A 15,215-nucleotide genomic window follows, 5' to 3' on the forward strand; every position below is an offset into this window, starting at 1 on the left:
AGCTCTAAAATGAGCTAGCCCTATCCTATAAATAGTTTAAATCCAAACCTTATTTTCCTTATGAATCTCTTCAGTTCCAGCTTCTAATGCTGTTTTATAATAGAAGGTTTTATGTTCAATGACTTCTAGCGTTTTCTTTAATTCCTCCATCTGTGCTTCTACAGTAGCCTTACGATCTACGAACATATCATATCTTTGCTGTAGAGTAGAATCTCCATCAGAGCACCAAGCTATGAAGTTTTTTATATCCTTAAGAGGCATCCCTGTTAATTTCAAACACTGAATCACTTTCAAAAATCCAATATCCGACTCTGTAAATATTCGTTTTCCACTAGGTGTTCTTTCAACAAAAGGCATAAGTCCTTCCTTGTCGTAGTATCGCAAGGTGTATGCTGTGAGATTTAATTCCTTTGCCACTTCGCTTATAGAATATGTTTTCATCTTTTTCACCTTTTCTTAATAGCTATATTTCTAGTAAACTTTATAATTTTATGGAAAATTTTATCACCTTCTGTATTAGAATTCAAAATCGACTTCTTTTTTAAAAGAAAATGAATCTATTTAACCTATTTTGCTTATATAAAAGTGAAGTCCATTGCTTGACCTAGAGTTAACTATAAGGATTAACATATATGTACAAGGGAAAATTGGGGCAATAATGATTACACAGGTTTATAAATCATCAAATTACCCAGTAAATAAGATTCTCTTGATAAACTTATAATTGGAGGAATTTTAAATGGTAATTGCAAAAGCGCGAGCAATCGATGGTCCAAACAAATCCTTTCATGCTGCAGAAATTAAACGTCGTGATTTAGATTTACATGATGTATTAATTGAAATTAAATATGCAGGCATTTGCCATTCAGACATCCATACCGCTCATGGTGAATGGGGTGCAGTGAACTTTCCACTTGTTCCAGGGCATGAGATTGCAGGAATTGTAACTGATGTTGGTACAGAGGTTACTAAATATAAAGTAGGAGACCGTGTAGGTGTGGGATGTATGGTTGACTCTTGTGGCGATTGTGAGAACTGTCATAAAGGCGAAGAACAATTCTGTCTAAATGGACATGTCCCAACTTATGCAGGAGTTGATAAGTACGGTGAACCAACTCAAGGTGGCTACTCTACTCATATTGTCGTAACAGAGGATTTTGTACTAAGAATACCTGATAATATTTCTCTTGATGATGCAGCGCCATTACTATGTGCGGGTATCACAACATTTTCTCCTTTAAATAAATGGGGAGCAGGCCCAGGTAAAAAAGTGGCGGTTATAGGTCTAGGTGGTCTTGGCCATATGGCTGTTCAAATTGCACATGCAATGGGCGCGGAAGTTACGGTGCTATCACAAACATTAAGTAAAAAAGAAGATGGCTTGGAATTAGGGGCAGATCAGTACTATGCTACAAGTGATCCAGCAACATTTGAAACCCTTGCTGGCCATTTTGACTTAATCATAAATACAGTTAGTGCGAAAATCGATATTAATGCATATTTTGGATTACTAACATTAGACGGTACACTTGTTAACGTTGGTGCTCCAGGTGAACCATTATCTGTCAATGTCCATTATTTAATCGGGCAACGTCGCTCATTTGCTGGCTCATTAATCGGAGGCATCCGAGAGACACAGGAAATGTTAGATTTCTGTGCACAGCATAATATTGTTCCAAAAATAGAAGTTATTTCAGCAGACCAAATCGACGAAGCCTACGAACGCGTTCTTGCTTCAGATGTGAAGTATCGATTTGTGATTGATATTAGTACGATGTAACAATTTTGAAATTTAGAAAAGGGTGTTCAAAATTTAAACTACTTTTTGCGACGCCCTTTTCTCTAATTAGTTTTCTACAATTTACCCCATCATTTATTACATATCTATTAAGCAAGATGAAATACTTGCACTTCCCTCCATTTTTACTTACCTTTGAAGTATTGAGTATCTTCATTTAGTATAAGTTTTAGCATAATACTTAAAATCTTCCATACTAATTGATTGAAATAGAAAGGTGAGATCATATGTTATCAGAACAAAAAATCAAAAGAATAAATGAGCTATCAAAAAAGGCTAAAGAGGGTAAATTAACAGAGGTTGAAGCGAAGGAACGTACACAGCTTCGAAAAGAATATTTGGATTCATTCCGTTCTTCTTTCCGAAATACTATCGAAAACGTTCAAATCATTGATGCAACTGGAAATGATGTAACGCCAGAGAAAGTTAAAGAAATTCAACGAAATAAATTAAACTAATAATGTGACATAATAACGAAAAGTATAACATTATTCTAAAAATGTCCTCAGAATAGATTGTTTTCTTAGAAAATCTTGTCTAAACTGTAAAAGTACAATATTAAGCGTGAGAAAGGATATCACATAATGGCACATTCTGCTGATGTTTTAGCAATTAATGCAATCCGAACTTTATCAATTGACGCAATCGAAAAAGCGAACTCTGGTCACCCTGGTTTACCAATGGGGGCTGCACCAATGGCTTATACTTTGTGGACAAAACAATTACGTCACAATCCACAAAATCCAAAATGGGTGAATCGCGATCGCTTTGTTCTATCAGCTGGTCATGGTTCGATGTTACTATATAGCTTACTTCACTTAGGTGGATATGGTTTAGATATGGAAGAAATTAAAAACTTCCGTCAATGGGGTTCTAAAACGCCAGGACATCCTGAGTTTGGTCATACTGTAGGAGTTGAAGCAACTACGGGTCCTCTTGGGCAAGGTATTGCGATGTCTGTTGGTATGGCTATGGCTGAACGTCATTTAGCAGCTACATATAATAAACCAGGACATGAAATCGTTGATCATTATACATTTTCACTTTGTGGAGATGGCGATTTAATGGAAGGTGTTGCTGCTGAGGCAATTTCTTTAGCTGGTCACTTACAACTTGATAAATTAATCGTTTTATACGATTCAAATGATATTTCTTTAGATGGGGATTTAGCTAAATCCTTCTCTGAAAACGTACAAAAACGTTTCGAATCTTATGGCTGGAACTACATTCATGTAGCAGATGGAACTGATGTAGATGCAGTAAATGCTGCTATCGAAAAGGCGAAGCAATCAGAAGGAAAACCAACATTAATCGAAGTGAAAACAGTTATCGGTTTTGGTTCACCAAACAAATCTGGTAAATCAGATTCTCACGGTGCTCCACTCGGTGCTGAAGAAACTTTATTAACGAAAACGGCTTACGGCTGGGAGCATGAGGCTTTCCAAATTCCTGAAGAGGTTTACTCAATCTTCAACGAAGCAGCTGAAAAACAAGGCGTTCAACCAGAAGCTGAATGGAATACGAAATTCGAAAGCTATAAAGCAGAATATCCTGAATTAGCTGATCAATTCATTAAAGCGATGAACAACGAGCTTCCAGCAGATTTTGATGCAGAAGTACCAGTTTACGAAACAGGAAAATCAGTTGCGACACGTTCTTCATCAGGTGAAGTAATCAATGCTTTAGCGAAAAAAGTACCATCATTCTTTGGAGGAAGTGCTGACCTTGCTGGTTCTAACAAAACTACTATCAAGGGTGCGGGTGATTTCTTCGCAGAAACTCCAGAAGGTCGCAACATCTGGTTTGGTGTTCGTGAATTTGCAATGGGTGCAGCATTAAACGGTATGGCTTTACACGGTGGTTTACATGTATTTGGTGGAACATTCTTCGTGTTCTCTGACTATGTTCGTCCAGCGGTACGTCTATCTGCTTTAATGGGCTTACCTGTAACTTATGTGTTCACTCATGATTCAATTGCAGTTGGAGAAGATGGTCCAACACATGAACCAGTGGAGCACTTAGCATCATTACGTGCAATGCCAAACCTTTCAGTAATTCGTCCAGCTGATGCTAACGAATCAGCGGAAGCATGGAAATTAGCTGTATCATCTAAGAACGTACCGACTGTATTAGTTCTTTCTCGTCAAGACTTACCAGTTCTTGATAAATCAGCAGAACTTGCAAAAGATGGTGTGGCAAAAGGTGCCTATGTGGTTTCTCCTGCAACTAAAGAAACTCCAGATGCAATTCTTATTGCAACGGGTTCTGAAGTAAGTCTTGCTGTAGAAGCACAAAAACAATTATTAGCTGAAGGAATCGATGCCTCAGTAGTTTCAATGCCTTCAATGGATCGCTTCGAGCAACAAACAGCAGAATATAAAGAATCTGTATTACCAAAAGCTGTGACAAAACGTTTAGCTATCGAAATGGGCTCTTCATTTGGCTGGCATAAATATACTGGCTTTGAAGGAGATATCCTTGCCATCGATCAATTCGGTGCAAGTGCTCCTGGGGAAATCGTTATTGAAAAATATGGTTTCACAGTGGAAAATGTTGTAGCGAAAGTTAAAGCATTATAATTATAAAAAAACCTGCGAGCGTAGAGTTCGCAGGTTTTTTTATGCTATTTTAAACAAGATTTCAAATGCAAGATTTGTCTCGTTACATTAGGAAAAATATATGATATGTTTACGATGGTGATTAAGATGATAATTAAAGATTTAATTTCTAATTTGGCCTTACTTTGGTCTGTTATTTTTTTGCATACTCATTTTACAAGTGCCACTCCAATTACTCGGACAAGTCCTTTTTCTAAACGCCTGTTATTTGGTTTGATGGGTGGGTTATTCAGTAATGTTTTAATGCAATATAGTATTCATATTGGCGATACGATTGTTGATATGCGACATATCCCCATTATTTTAATGGCTTTCTATGGTGGTCCATTGCCTGCGATTATTGGTATGATTCTAGTAATTATTGGTCGTTTTTACTTTGGTTTTAATCTGGCGTCCTATCTGGCTGTGTTACTAATTTTCATCGTGACATTTGGGTCGATTTTTGTGTTCAAAACGAAATTATCTAGACGAATTCAGATACTTATTTCAGTAACGATTGCAAATATCACTTTCTCCGTTCTAATCTCTTATGTATTAGCGGATATTAAGGTACTTGTCATTCTTTTACCTGTTTATTGGGCTATTTCTTACTTATCAGCCATTGTTTCCATCTTTTTAGTTCGTTACATTCGCAATTCTCAGCGACTGTTTAACTTATATAAAATGGAATCTTCTACTGATGCTTTGACTGGTCTCAATAATGTAAGGAAATTCGATACGATTTTTAATGAGTTGTTAAAAAATGCAGATGCCAAAGATGAAATGCTATCTTTACTATATATTGATATCGACTTTTTCAAAAAGGTGAACGATACTTATGGACATAAAGAAGGGGATAACGTTCTAAGAGAGCTTGGTACCACTCTTAAAAATTCCATTAGATCCTTTGATATAGTTAGTCGAAATGGTGGAGAGGAATTTACCGTTATCCTCTTAGACTGTTCATTAGATAGAGCCGTAGAAATAAGTGAAAAGATAAGAGTCGCTGTTGAAAATCATCCGTTTCTTCTTAGTTCTGGAGAGAAAATTTCCATTACTGTTTCAATTGGTGTAGCTTGCTATAAGGAGACAACTCGAGTAGCTTCTTCCTTAATCGAGGATGCGGACGATGCACTGTATCAAGCAAAACGTACTGGACGAAATAAGGTATGTATTGCAAATAAATAAACGAGATTGATGTAAAAACTGATACTTAAATAAGCTTGTGATAGTGGAAGGTTAATCGGATTATTCTGGTTGACCTTTTTTCATTTGGTCAAATTTCACAACATAACTCTATCAACTGTTCATATAAACTGAATGTTATAATTCCCGTCCAGATATATATCTATGGAGGTGTATATCGCTTTCTGATTCCAGAGAAAGTCGCTGTTCAGGAAGGGGAGTAGGTGAGCAAAAAGCACATCTGAATAAAAGAAGTTGCTTCAAGAGATGGCCTGCAAAATGAACAACCTTTGTTACGACAATTGATAGAAATCATTTTATCAAACAGCTTGGTGAGGCTGGTCTTGACTAGATTGAGGTAAGTTCCTTTGTTCACCCAAAATAGTTTCCGTAGCTGGCGGATGCTGCCGATGTTTTTTCTCAATTGAAGAGAAGTGAAGGGAAGAGGTTGGGGTGAAGGAAGTGTAGGAGTACGTCTATACGATAATCGAGCCCGTCATTCGACTAAACTATTAAATTCTCACTGAAATAGGAATAATCTAGTGTTCGAATCTCATATAATAAGGTGTTAAGTTTACTTTCGTCAAATTCTAGTAAAACCCTGATTTGCTACTGCAATGCTTTTCTTGCAGTAGTATTTTTGTTGTATTAAGGGGGAAGGGAACTATCTATGTTAAATATAACTATCGCAATATTTTTTATAGGGATTATTTCTATATCCTATGAACAGGGTATATTTACCGCTTGTATTTTTATGGGACTCCTTATTTTGTTATTTTTCAATAGAGAACAACGATATATTACCTCAGTCTTACTTGCGTTTCTAATTGGATTTTCTATATTTATGATTGCTAATAATTTTCTAGAAGCTACCTCCTTTACGAAGGAAATCAAAATAGTGCTTAATAGACTATCTCTTATATTCATCATCCTTTCTTTAGTTGTTCACTCTCTCATTTTCCCTAGAAAAATAGTTTGGTATAATAACAAGCCTAACTGGACAGAACCAATTGTCCTGCCGTTTCACAAAATAAATATTTTTTGGTTTTGGTTGATTGGGATAATTGTTAATGCGATAGTATATTTAGTTTTTATTGTTCAGAAAGATTTGGAAACACTCCAAACACTCTTCTGGTTTTGTATAGGCTTTTCATTAATCAATGCAATTTTTGAGGAAGTGATTTGGAGAGGACTTATGCTTTCTACGTTAGTGAAAATTACATCACCAGGATATGTAGTTTTTATTACAAGTGTTGGTTTTGGACTATTGCATCTTGCTATTGGTTTTTCGATGGGGCTTAGTTTGCTAATCGCCGTTGCGGGAGTGTTTTACGCTCTCATTACACTTAAAACAAATAGTATCTATCCAAGTATGGTTTTTCATTTTGTAGTTAACGTAGGGATGGTATATAGCGGGTTTATTATCTGATGCAGCAATTAAAAGCTCACACCTAATAATAAAATAGGCTGAGCTTTTTAAATGTTTTATTTCACAATTCCATTTTGGAATGCATAAACTACTGCCTGCGTTCTATCTTGTACATCTAGCTTCGCCAATATATTGCTGACATGGGTTTTCACCGTTTTTAAGGCGATAAATAATTCGTTGGCGATATCTTGATTTGTCTTTCCTTGGGCAACCAATAAAAGTACTTCCATTTCACGCTCAGTAAGCTGTTCGTGAAGGGGCACATTGGCATTGCCGCGCATTCGAGTTATCATTTTCGTTGTTACTTCAGGCTCAAGCACAGTTTCCCCATTGATGGTTTTGCGAATTGCCTCGGCAATCTGCTTCGCGTTAGATGTCTTTAATATGTAGCTAACCGCGCCTGCTTCTAATGCCGGGTAGACTTTGTCATCGTCAAGAAAGCTTGTAACCATCATGATTTTCGCGTTCGGCCATTGCTGCAAAATTTGAGCAGTCGCTTCAGCACCAGTCATAATCGGCATGACATTATCCATCAGAATAATATCGGGTTTCAGCTCAAGTGCCTTTTCCACTGCCTGCTGCCCATTTGCCGCCTCACCGACAACGGTCATATCCGCCTGGGCAGAAAGATAAGCAGAAACACCAATCCGTACCATCTCATGATCATCCGCAATCAAAATTCGTATCATTTTCTCACCTCAATTTTTAATGTGTTGAATCGTTTGTGGCTATGTGATCAGAAACGAGTTTATATGATCAGATAGGGGCCCAAGCGATCAGAAACGGCTTTAAGTGATCACAAATATATGCTATGTGATCATAAATGTATCCTATGTGATCACATTCGATTTTAAGTGATCAATCAACGCACGCAAAAACGGTTATGCGCACGGAACCCAGCGTAAGCGCACGTAAAAACGGTTATGCGCACGGAACCACAGCGTATCCGCACACAAACCCTCAATCAGATCTTTTTTTAAAATCCAACCTTTGCTCCATTTCACCGATACCCGTAGATTGAGCAATTTCACCATTTTTTTCCAAATCGACTGGGGTATCATTTTTAGGCACTTCGACTACTTTGTTGCCCAGTGGGACTTTTACTTCTACAATTGTGCCTTCTCCTGGGATGGAGACGATTTTGTAGGAGCAGCCGATTTCGACGGCGCGTTCGGCGATGTTGCGTAGGCCGTACGATGTGGATTTGTCCTGTTCGATGTTGAAGCCTTCGCCGTTGTCTTGGATGCGCAGGATGCCGATGTTGTCCCGGGCGATTAGTAGCAATTCTACCTCTGAAGCCTTGGCGTGACGTAATGTGTTGGAGAGGGCTTCTTGGGCAATTCGGAATAGGTGGTCCTCTTCGGCTTTTGAAAGCTCGATTTCTTCTATGCGATAATCAATATTGAAATAAACCTTCTGTTGTAGCTCTTGAATTAAATCTGTTAGGCCCTGTGCTAAGGTGTTGTTTCGTAAGGCAATTGGTCTTAAGTGTAGCAGTAATGCACGCATTTCTAGCTGAGCCTGCTGAACGATTTTTTCAACCTGCTGTAGGGTAGGTTTCGAAGCTGCTAGCTCATCCTCCTGCTCAGTTACTGCAGATAATAACATTGATGCGGCAAAAAGCTGCTGGGAAACGGAGTCGTGCAGCTCACGAGCTAAACGTTGGCGTTCGGCGATGATTCGCTCCTGAATCAGTTTGTCATTAGCTTCTGCTTTTTCGTTTGTCATGCGCTGTAAGCTTTTGCGCTGTGTTTCGATTAAATCATTTGCTTGAATCAAGGCTTTCTTTAAAGAAAAGGAAAGGTTTTTCTTCTTTAGTGAAAAGTCCGGCTCCACTAATTGCTTTACATAGCGTGTTGCAGAGGTCTCTCTTGATCTTGCTACGGCACTCATCCAGATGCTAATTATAAGGCTTAGGAAAGCAAGGGAAATAAGGATGATGGCAATTACAGGTATTTCATCGAATTCAATATCAAGTAAGAAGCCCCAATCCTCATCTGTTGGTGATCCGAAAAAGATGTAAAGGAATCCAAATGTGGTGCTACTAAATAAGAAAAATAACGTAATCATTCGAAATAGAAATGAAATCATTTACGGATCACCTCCACGTCCCCAAGCCAAGTCGCTACATGGATTACCAATTTACGCTTAGCCTCAAGAGCATTACCATCCTCAAAAATTAGTTTTTCGTTGATTAATCGTTTTGGATTATTTCCTAAAACCTTCGCTTCTCCAAGGATTGTAGAATATTGAAGTCGGAAAGGGATCTCGTAAGGTAATACAATCGTTACTTTTCCAATGGATTGGCGAATTGTAATGACGGACGTTCCAGCAGGTAATATTGTATCGGTTAAATCAAGCGACACGTCCCCGATGAATTTCTGCATTTGGATATCTTCCCATTTATAGCTATCTAGTGGGGAAGAGGTGTTGCCAATCAAATCGTTATTATCAATTTTAGCTTGAAGCTCCTGTGTATTGAAGGTCACGATTTTTTGTTCTTTTGTCATATGTTTATAAAGTATGTAAATTAGAACCCCAACGATTAATAGACGTAAGCTCCATAAGGACAAAATCGCAAGAAAGATAAGGAAACAGCCACTCCAAAACAAATATTTCTTACTTTTTGAAAAGCTATAATAAAGTAGAATTGCGCCAATGATTATCAAAAAGGTGCTGTCATTCCCGAAAATTGTAAGCTCCACGAACACAATTAAAAGAACTGCTATCGCCATAAACGTTAATTGGTTCGTACTAAATCTGTTCATATCGGTTCCTCCTTTTGCTCTTGTTGTATGCAGCCATTCTACTCTTTTCAAAAACCATAGGAGAAGACGTATTTGCCTTCTCCTAACAATTGTCATTATAGCATGATTCAGTAATCGAGCTGGTAGATTTTCTTATGCTTTAAGCTTCTTTTTTTATTTCGATAGTAGCTGGGGCAGGGTTAGCTTTTTCAAGGCCTGCTAGGCGAGCTTCTAGCTGAGTTCTTTCATAATCTTGTTCGATTTTATCGGCTAAATTTTCGATATAAGCTGATAAATCATCGAATTCTGATTCATCCTTTGATTTTAAAACCTCATCCATTTTATGATGTGCACGAGTGACATTTTCCTTGCCCATTAGTTGAAGCTGGCGAACCTTCATATCTTTAATCTTGTGCTTCATTGTTTCGAACTTTTGCTCAAGCTCAACAAATTCCTTGTTGCACTGCTCGATAGAGTTGAACAAAGTCGCTTGACGAGTTTTGTAAGTTTCAACCTCTAAAGAAGCGAAGCCTACTAAATCTACTTCATTTGCTTGCTCTGCTAGCTGTAATTGCTTCGTTCTTTTTTCTAGCATTACAGTTGTTTCTTTTAATTCACTTTGAAGCTGTTCTTTTAGCTGTGCTTGGCGAGCTAATAATTTCCCAGTTTGCTCTGTTTGTTTTTCTGCTTCGCGAATGTATTGATTTAACATTGCAAGTGGATTTTTGCTTTCTTTTTTATCGAATAATTGGTGTAAATCTGCCTCTAAAGTGTAACGAAATCTTTTTAGTAAACCTACCATTTAAATCTCTCCTTAAATTTTATTTTGTTAGCTTTGCCCATTCCATTTCAAAGTTTGTGAATGGATCGTCTTCTTTGATAGCTTTTGATTTGCTAAATGAAACCTCTTCATTGTTCCACTTTTTATAAAGAACATAGACTGTGAAGATTGCAGCAAGCCCCACTAGTGCTGGGATATTTGAGATGGCTGTGAAAATTCCGATTAAACCAAGCGCCACCCAAAATACTTTTCCAAATTTAGAATTTGTCTTCACATAATAGTGCATGCCTAGGTAGACAAGCAGTGCAGAGAAGCCGAATCCTACTAATGGTCCTAACATGCTAAGGGCAACAATTGCTGCGATTGCACCGACAACTAAGAAGAAAAATTTTTTCATTGTTTCTAGCTCCTTTCGTGTTACTGATCCTTTAGTTTGGGTATCAGTATTAAAAGACATCGATATTGCTCAGCCTTGAGCGTATCGTGTTTTCTTATAGCTTTATGTTACACTTGCAACTAATTTCTTAAAACGGCCTCGAATTGCATTTTGCACTAGGTCTCTAGGCTGAGGGCATCTAGGAAAAGTGAACGAATTGTACGTTTCACTCTATTTTGACAAAAAAAGTAATAGAGTTCGGACACCTTTTGACAAAAAATTCGAAATCTTTCTTTTATAATGTGTTTATAGAGAGGAGGACGAAAGATGAGAATCTATTCAATTTTTCATATTAAAAAACAGTACCAATCATTTGTATTTGGAAGAGAAAGACAGCTTCTTGAAATGGTATCGACAAAAGAGCGAGCTCTCGAGTCCTCTGTTAGCAAGCAGCTAAGCTATCTCTGTGAACCAATTGAAGGAAGAATGGTGCAAGGCGTACTTTATGATCATTTAAAGAAAAGTTTTCCAACTATCCAATGGGTGGATGAATATATGAGGTTTGAGCATCAATTTAAAGGTGGTTTGAAAATAAAAGTATGTACGCATCATATAGAAGCAATTTGTGAGGGCTCGCGAATGTTAGATTTGGATTTGTTCCATAGCCTTAGTCAAATGAATGATTCTTTCATTGCATTTAATGCAGAGGATTCCGAATGTGGATGGTTGAAGCCTATTAAGCATGCTTCCTACTAGAGATATTTTCATGTGAAATTGCCTATACTACTTGAAAAAAACTACTGAATAGCTAGTAACAATGTAGTTATTAGTGTATAATCCTTCATGGAGAGTTTATCTTTGTGTTGTTTTTGAGAGGGTTTTTCCTCTATCAAAGGCATATATAAGATAGGATTCGTGGTAACAAGGATAGTGGAGGAGGTAGGCACAAATGAGTTTATGGCTTGCAATTGTACTTATCATCGTAGCATTAGCAGGGGGAGCAGCATTAGGCTTCTATCTAGCTCGTCAATATATGATGAAATACTTAAAAGAAAACCCACCGATCAACGAACAAATGATTCGTGTGATGATGGCTCAAATGGGACGTAAACCGTCCGAAAAACAAGTGCGTCAAATGATGTCACAAATGAATAAATTACAAGATAAATAATTGTAATCTAACAACAGTTTACGTATGTAAAACTGTTGTTTTGCTTTTTATGTGCCAAAAGAGACCGTCTCAAGTTTTTTGAGACGGTCTCTTTTGTTAGGAGATTTCTTTTTCGTCGAGCGGCATCTTGTTTGTTTGCGGTTTGATTTCGTCCAGTGGAATTTCACTTGTTGCGGCAATTATTTCTTCTAGCGTTGTTTCAACCGTTTCGCTTGGTTTTTTCATAACATAGGTTTCTAAAAATTGTCGGACAGTTTTTTCGTATTCGCCAGGGTTTTCGTTGAAGGATTCGGCATGACCGCCTTTTTCGAAGAGCTTGATCATTTTCGGGCCTTCTTTTTCTTCGTACATTTCTTCTGTCATGTAAGGTAGAATGAAGTCGTCTCCCATGCTATGGACGAAGAGTACAGGGGAGGTGATGTTCTTGATTGCTTCCTTTGGTGTGACGCTTTTGAATGTGTAGCCATCACGCAAGCGAAGGAAGAGGTTGGCTAGGTGAATTGGAATTTTGGTTCGCAGATAGGTTGTTTTCATCAGGATTTGTGAGATGAGCTCTGAGAAATTGGAGAATCCGCAGTCTGCGATGTAAAAGTCTGCGCCATCTTCTATGAGTCCTGCGTAAAGGATCATGCTAGCTGCACCCATTGATTCGCCTTGGATGCCGATTATTGCACCTTCGCCAACGATAGATTTTACGGTTTGTACGACAGCTGCGACATCAAATTTTTCGTAGTAGCCATAGCTTGTTGTTTTTCCACCGGAGTCTCCGTGTCGTCTGTGGTCGAAAACGAAGGTGTTGTAGCCAAGTCTTTCGAACATTCGTGCATATTTGACCATACTGATTTTGTTCTCGGTAACACCGTGACAGATGATGATTGTATTTTTTGTTTCTAGTGGTTTTAGAAAGATTCCTTTTATCGGATAGCCGTTGGGAGAGTCAATACTTAGTTCTTCCTTTGGGCATTTGTTAAACCATTTTTCGTCAAAACGTTGTGCTTTTAATTCACGATCATAGACAAAATCAACATCTTTCTTTTTAATGTACATAAGTTGATTGGTCACAACATATCCGAAGATCGCAGCACCTGTAGAAAGTATGGATGTAACAATACTTGAAGCCCATAAAAATTTTTTTCGTTTCATAAAAACACCTCGATTCTTCATTAGTATCTAACATTCGGCTGACACTATTCACCAATATTATAATTGTATCACTATAACTAAGTTTTTAATAAAGATAAGGGATGATTTGCCAAACCTTTGATTAATTTACGAAATGAAGCAAGGACAGACAGCATTATGAAAATGAGGATGATTATTATTATATTACGCAAGTATCATTCGAAGGGTTCATGTTTGTGACTTGGATAAGTGATGTTGGTAGATTGCTTGTGAATGCGAATTATTGAGGAATCATGGTAAACTATAGAATGGAATTTGAAAATTGTAAGAAGGTGAATATAAATGGGGAAAAAGAGAAAGCAAGGTCAAAATCAGAGCCAGGGCGGTCAAAGACAAAATCAGGCTGCGAAAACTGATGATGGTTTAACTTTACAGGACCAACTAAATGACGATGTTCTAGCAAAGCTTAAAGAAGCGAAAAAAAGCTTAGTTGAGAAAGAGCAGGCAAAGGAAGAGGAACGCCAAGCAAGACTAGTGTTCGAGCGTAAACAAAGAGAGAAAAATATGAGCTTTGAAGAGCTTTTAGATAAGTACGGCGATCAGGGCTCGAAGTTTTAAAGGAAAAGCAGCACTCATTTTATTTGAACGAATGAGTGCTGCTTTTTTATTTACTTCTTTCTTATTGAGTACGTAATGATAAGAACGATAAACCACGCTGGTGTAAAGAGTAGTGCTGTTCTTGTTTCTTCTGCAATAAACATGATTATAAGTACTCCAACAAATAGCGTTAACACGGCATAGTTGATAAAAGGTGTGAGTGGCGCCTTGAAAATCGAGTTTCTGTGTAAATCTGGGCGAATTTTTTTGTAGCGAATATGTGAAATCAGAATTATGCTCCACACCCAAATGAAGCAAATCGCACTAACTGTCGTTACAATGCTAAAAGCTGAGTCAGGAATCGCATAGCTTAAAAGGGCACCGATTGATACAACAATAGAAGATAGGAAAAGTGCATTTGACGGGACTGCGTTTTTATTTAATTTTCCTAATGGTTTTGCGGCTTGCTTATTATTGCTTAAGTTAAATAGAATGCGGCTTGTTGAGAATAAGCCACTGTTTCCGGCAGATGCGGCTGAAGTTAACACAACAAAGTTAATAAGGGCTGCAGCAATAGGAATTCCGACAAGAGCGAAAATCTGAACAAATGGGCTGCTAGTGGCGCTTAGCTCAGTCCATGGCTTGATACATAGGATGATAAAGATAGCCCCTACGTAAAACAGTAAGATCCGAATTGGGATTTTATTGATCGCAGATGGAATATTCTTTTTAGGGTTTGCAGTTTCGGCAGCTGAAACACCGACTAACTCAACCCCAACAAAGGAGAACACAACCATTTGGAATGCAAATAAAAATCCGGTAAATCCGTTCGGGAAGAAGCCGCCATGCTCCCATAGATTACTTACGGAAACGGTTCCTGTGTCAGTTTTGAAGCCGATAACTAATAGGATAATTCCGATTACGATAAGTGCTATGATTGTAATGACTTTAATCAATGAAAACCAAAACTCTAATTCTCCAAATAGCTTTACAGTTAGTAAATTCAAGCCTAATAGGATGATTAAACAAATGATTGCTGGAACCCATTGCGGGATGTCAAACCAGTATCTTACGTATAAGCCAACTGCGATAATGTCAGCCATGGCTGTCATTATCCAGCAAAACCAGTATGTCCACCCTGTAATATAGCCAGCCCATGGTCCAACGTACACTCCTGCAAAGTCGGTAAATGATTGATAGCCAGCATTTGAAAGCAGTAATTCTCCTAAGGCTCGCATGACAAAGAAGAGTGATATCCCGATGATTAAGTACACGAGAAGGATGGATGGGCCAGCTTTTTCAATTGCTTTCCCGGAGCCTAAAAATAGGCCAGTTCCGATTGTGCCACCGATTGCGATTAGCTGTACGTGGCGGTTTTTTAAATCTCTTTTTAGTTCTTGCTGTTCTTCCAT

Annotated in this window: 16 protein-coding genes; 8 read left to right on the top strand and 8 right to left on the bottom strand. The window is 37.9% G+C overall.

From position 1 onward, the window contains the following. Positions 1-36: 36 nt before the first annotated feature. On the bottom strand, positions 37-441 hold the full coding sequence (locus LG296_RS07365) for a MerR family transcriptional regulator (protein WP_251397662.1): 405 nt from the start codon (positions 439-441) through the stop codon (positions 37-39). Positions 442-739: 298 nt separating this feature from the next. On the opposite strand from LG296_RS07365, the gene LG296_RS07370 reads away from it, so the two are divergent. From LG296_RS07370 to LG296_RS07390, 5 genes are all read left to right on the top strand, one after another. Continuing rightward, a complete protein-coding gene (locus LG296_RS07370) occupies positions 740-1,780 on the top strand; it encodes an NAD(P)-dependent alcohol dehydrogenase (protein ID WP_404427824.1) in 1,041 nt (346 codons plus the stop codon). A gap of 245 nt (positions 1,781-2,025) precedes the next feature. After that, the gene (locus LG296_RS07375) at positions 2,026-2,256 is read left to right on the top strand and encodes a DUF896 domain-containing protein (RefSeq protein WP_404427825.1); all 231 of its coding nucleotides are present in this window, start codon (positions 2,026-2,028) and stop codon (positions 2,254-2,256) included. A 126-nt stretch (positions 2,257-2,382) separates the two neighbouring features. Further along, positions 2,383-4,377: a transketolase gene (tkt, locus tag LG296_RS07380; RefSeq protein WP_404427826.1), complete on the top strand. Its 1,995-nt coding sequence runs from the start codon at positions 2,383-2,385 to the stop codon at positions 4,375-4,377. Positions 4,378-4,491: 114 nt separating this feature from the next. Further along, a complete protein-coding gene (locus LG296_RS07385) occupies positions 4,492-5,583 on the top strand; it encodes a GGDEF domain-containing protein (RefSeq protein WP_404427827.1) in 1,092 nt (363 codons plus the stop codon). Positions 5,584-6,250: 667 nt separating this feature from the next. Beyond that, positions 6,251-7,009 (top strand): CPBP family intramembrane glutamic endopeptidase, encoded by a 759-nt coding sequence (locus tag LG296_RS07390; RefSeq protein WP_404427828.1) that lies wholly within the window; start codon positions 6,251-6,253, stop codon positions 7,007-7,009. Positions 7,010-7,065: 56 nt separating this feature from the next. Here LG296_RS07390 and LG296_RS07395 read toward each other — a convergent pair whose 3' ends face one another. From LG296_RS07395 to LG296_RS07415, 5 genes are all read right to left on the bottom strand, one after another. Beyond that, on the bottom strand, positions 7,066-7,698 hold the full coding sequence (locus LG296_RS07395) for a response regulator transcription factor (RefSeq protein ID WP_251397672.1): 633 nt from the start codon (positions 7,696-7,698) through the stop codon (positions 7,066-7,068). A 271-nt stretch (positions 7,699-7,969) separates the two neighbouring features. Further along, positions 7,970-9,100 (bottom strand): sensor histidine kinase, encoded by a 1,131-nt coding sequence (locus tag LG296_RS07400; RefSeq protein WP_404427829.1) that lies wholly within the window; start codon positions 9,098-9,100, stop codon positions 7,970-7,972. Beyond that, positions 9,097-9,777 carry a cell wall-active antibiotics response protein LiaF gene (liaF, locus tag LG296_RS07405; protein ID WP_404427830.1) on the bottom strand — a complete coding sequence of 227 codons (681 nt, stop codon included), beginning with the start codon at positions 9,775-9,777 and terminating at the stop codon, positions 9,097-9,099. The genes LG296_RS07400 and liaF overlap by 4 nt, the downstream gene beginning before the upstream one ends. A gap of 139 nt (positions 9,778-9,916) precedes the next feature. Then, a complete protein-coding gene (locus tag LG296_RS07410) occupies positions 9,917-10,558 on the bottom strand; it encodes a PspA/IM30 family protein (protein WP_251397678.1) in 642 nt (213 codons plus the stop codon). Between the two features lie 19 nt (positions 10,559-10,577). Continuing rightward, positions 10,578-10,934 (bottom strand): ABC transporter permease, encoded by a 357-nt coding sequence (locus LG296_RS07415; RefSeq protein ID WP_107933116.1) that lies wholly within the window; start codon positions 10,932-10,934, stop codon positions 10,578-10,580. A gap of 306 nt (positions 10,935-11,240) precedes the next feature. On the opposite strand from LG296_RS07415, the gene sirA reads away from it, so the two are divergent. Further along, entirely contained in the window at positions 11,241-11,669 is a 429-nt protein-coding gene (gene sirA, locus LG296_RS07420) for a sporulation inhibitor of replication protein SirA (RefSeq protein WP_107933118.1), read from the top strand. A gap of 193 nt (positions 11,670-11,862) precedes the next feature. Beyond that, positions 11,863-12,084 (top strand): YneF family protein, encoded by a 222-nt coding sequence (locus LG296_RS07425; RefSeq protein ID WP_107933120.1) that lies wholly within the window; start codon positions 11,863-11,865, stop codon positions 12,082-12,084. A gap of 96 nt (positions 12,085-12,180) precedes the next feature. Here the strand turns inward: LG296_RS07425 and LG296_RS07430 are convergent, their stop codons facing one another. Further along, positions 12,181-13,227: an alpha/beta hydrolase gene (locus tag LG296_RS07430; protein ID WP_404427831.1), complete on the bottom strand. Its 1,047-nt coding sequence runs from the start codon at positions 13,225-13,227 to the stop codon at positions 12,181-12,183. A 321-nt stretch (positions 13,228-13,548) separates the two neighbouring features. On the opposite strand from LG296_RS07430, the gene LG296_RS07435 reads away from it, so the two are divergent. Next, positions 13,549-13,824, top strand: coding sequence for a YqkE family protein (locus LG296_RS07435; RefSeq protein ID WP_404427832.1), 276 nt, complete (start codon positions 13,549-13,551; stop codon positions 13,822-13,824). A gap of 50 nt (positions 13,825-13,874) precedes the next feature. Here the strand turns inward: LG296_RS07435 and LG296_RS07440 are convergent, their stop codons facing one another. Next, complete coding sequence (locus LG296_RS07440) at positions 13,875-15,215, bottom strand: amino acid permease (protein ID WP_404427833.1); 1,341 nt, start codon at positions 15,213-15,215, stop codon at positions 13,875-13,877.

The sequence above is a fragment of the Ureibacillus chungkukjangi genome (genome assembly GCF_044795995.1).
GTDB classification, from domain to species: domain Bacteria; phylum Bacillota; class Bacilli; order Bacillales_A; family Planococcaceae; genus Ureibacillus; species Ureibacillus chungkukjangi.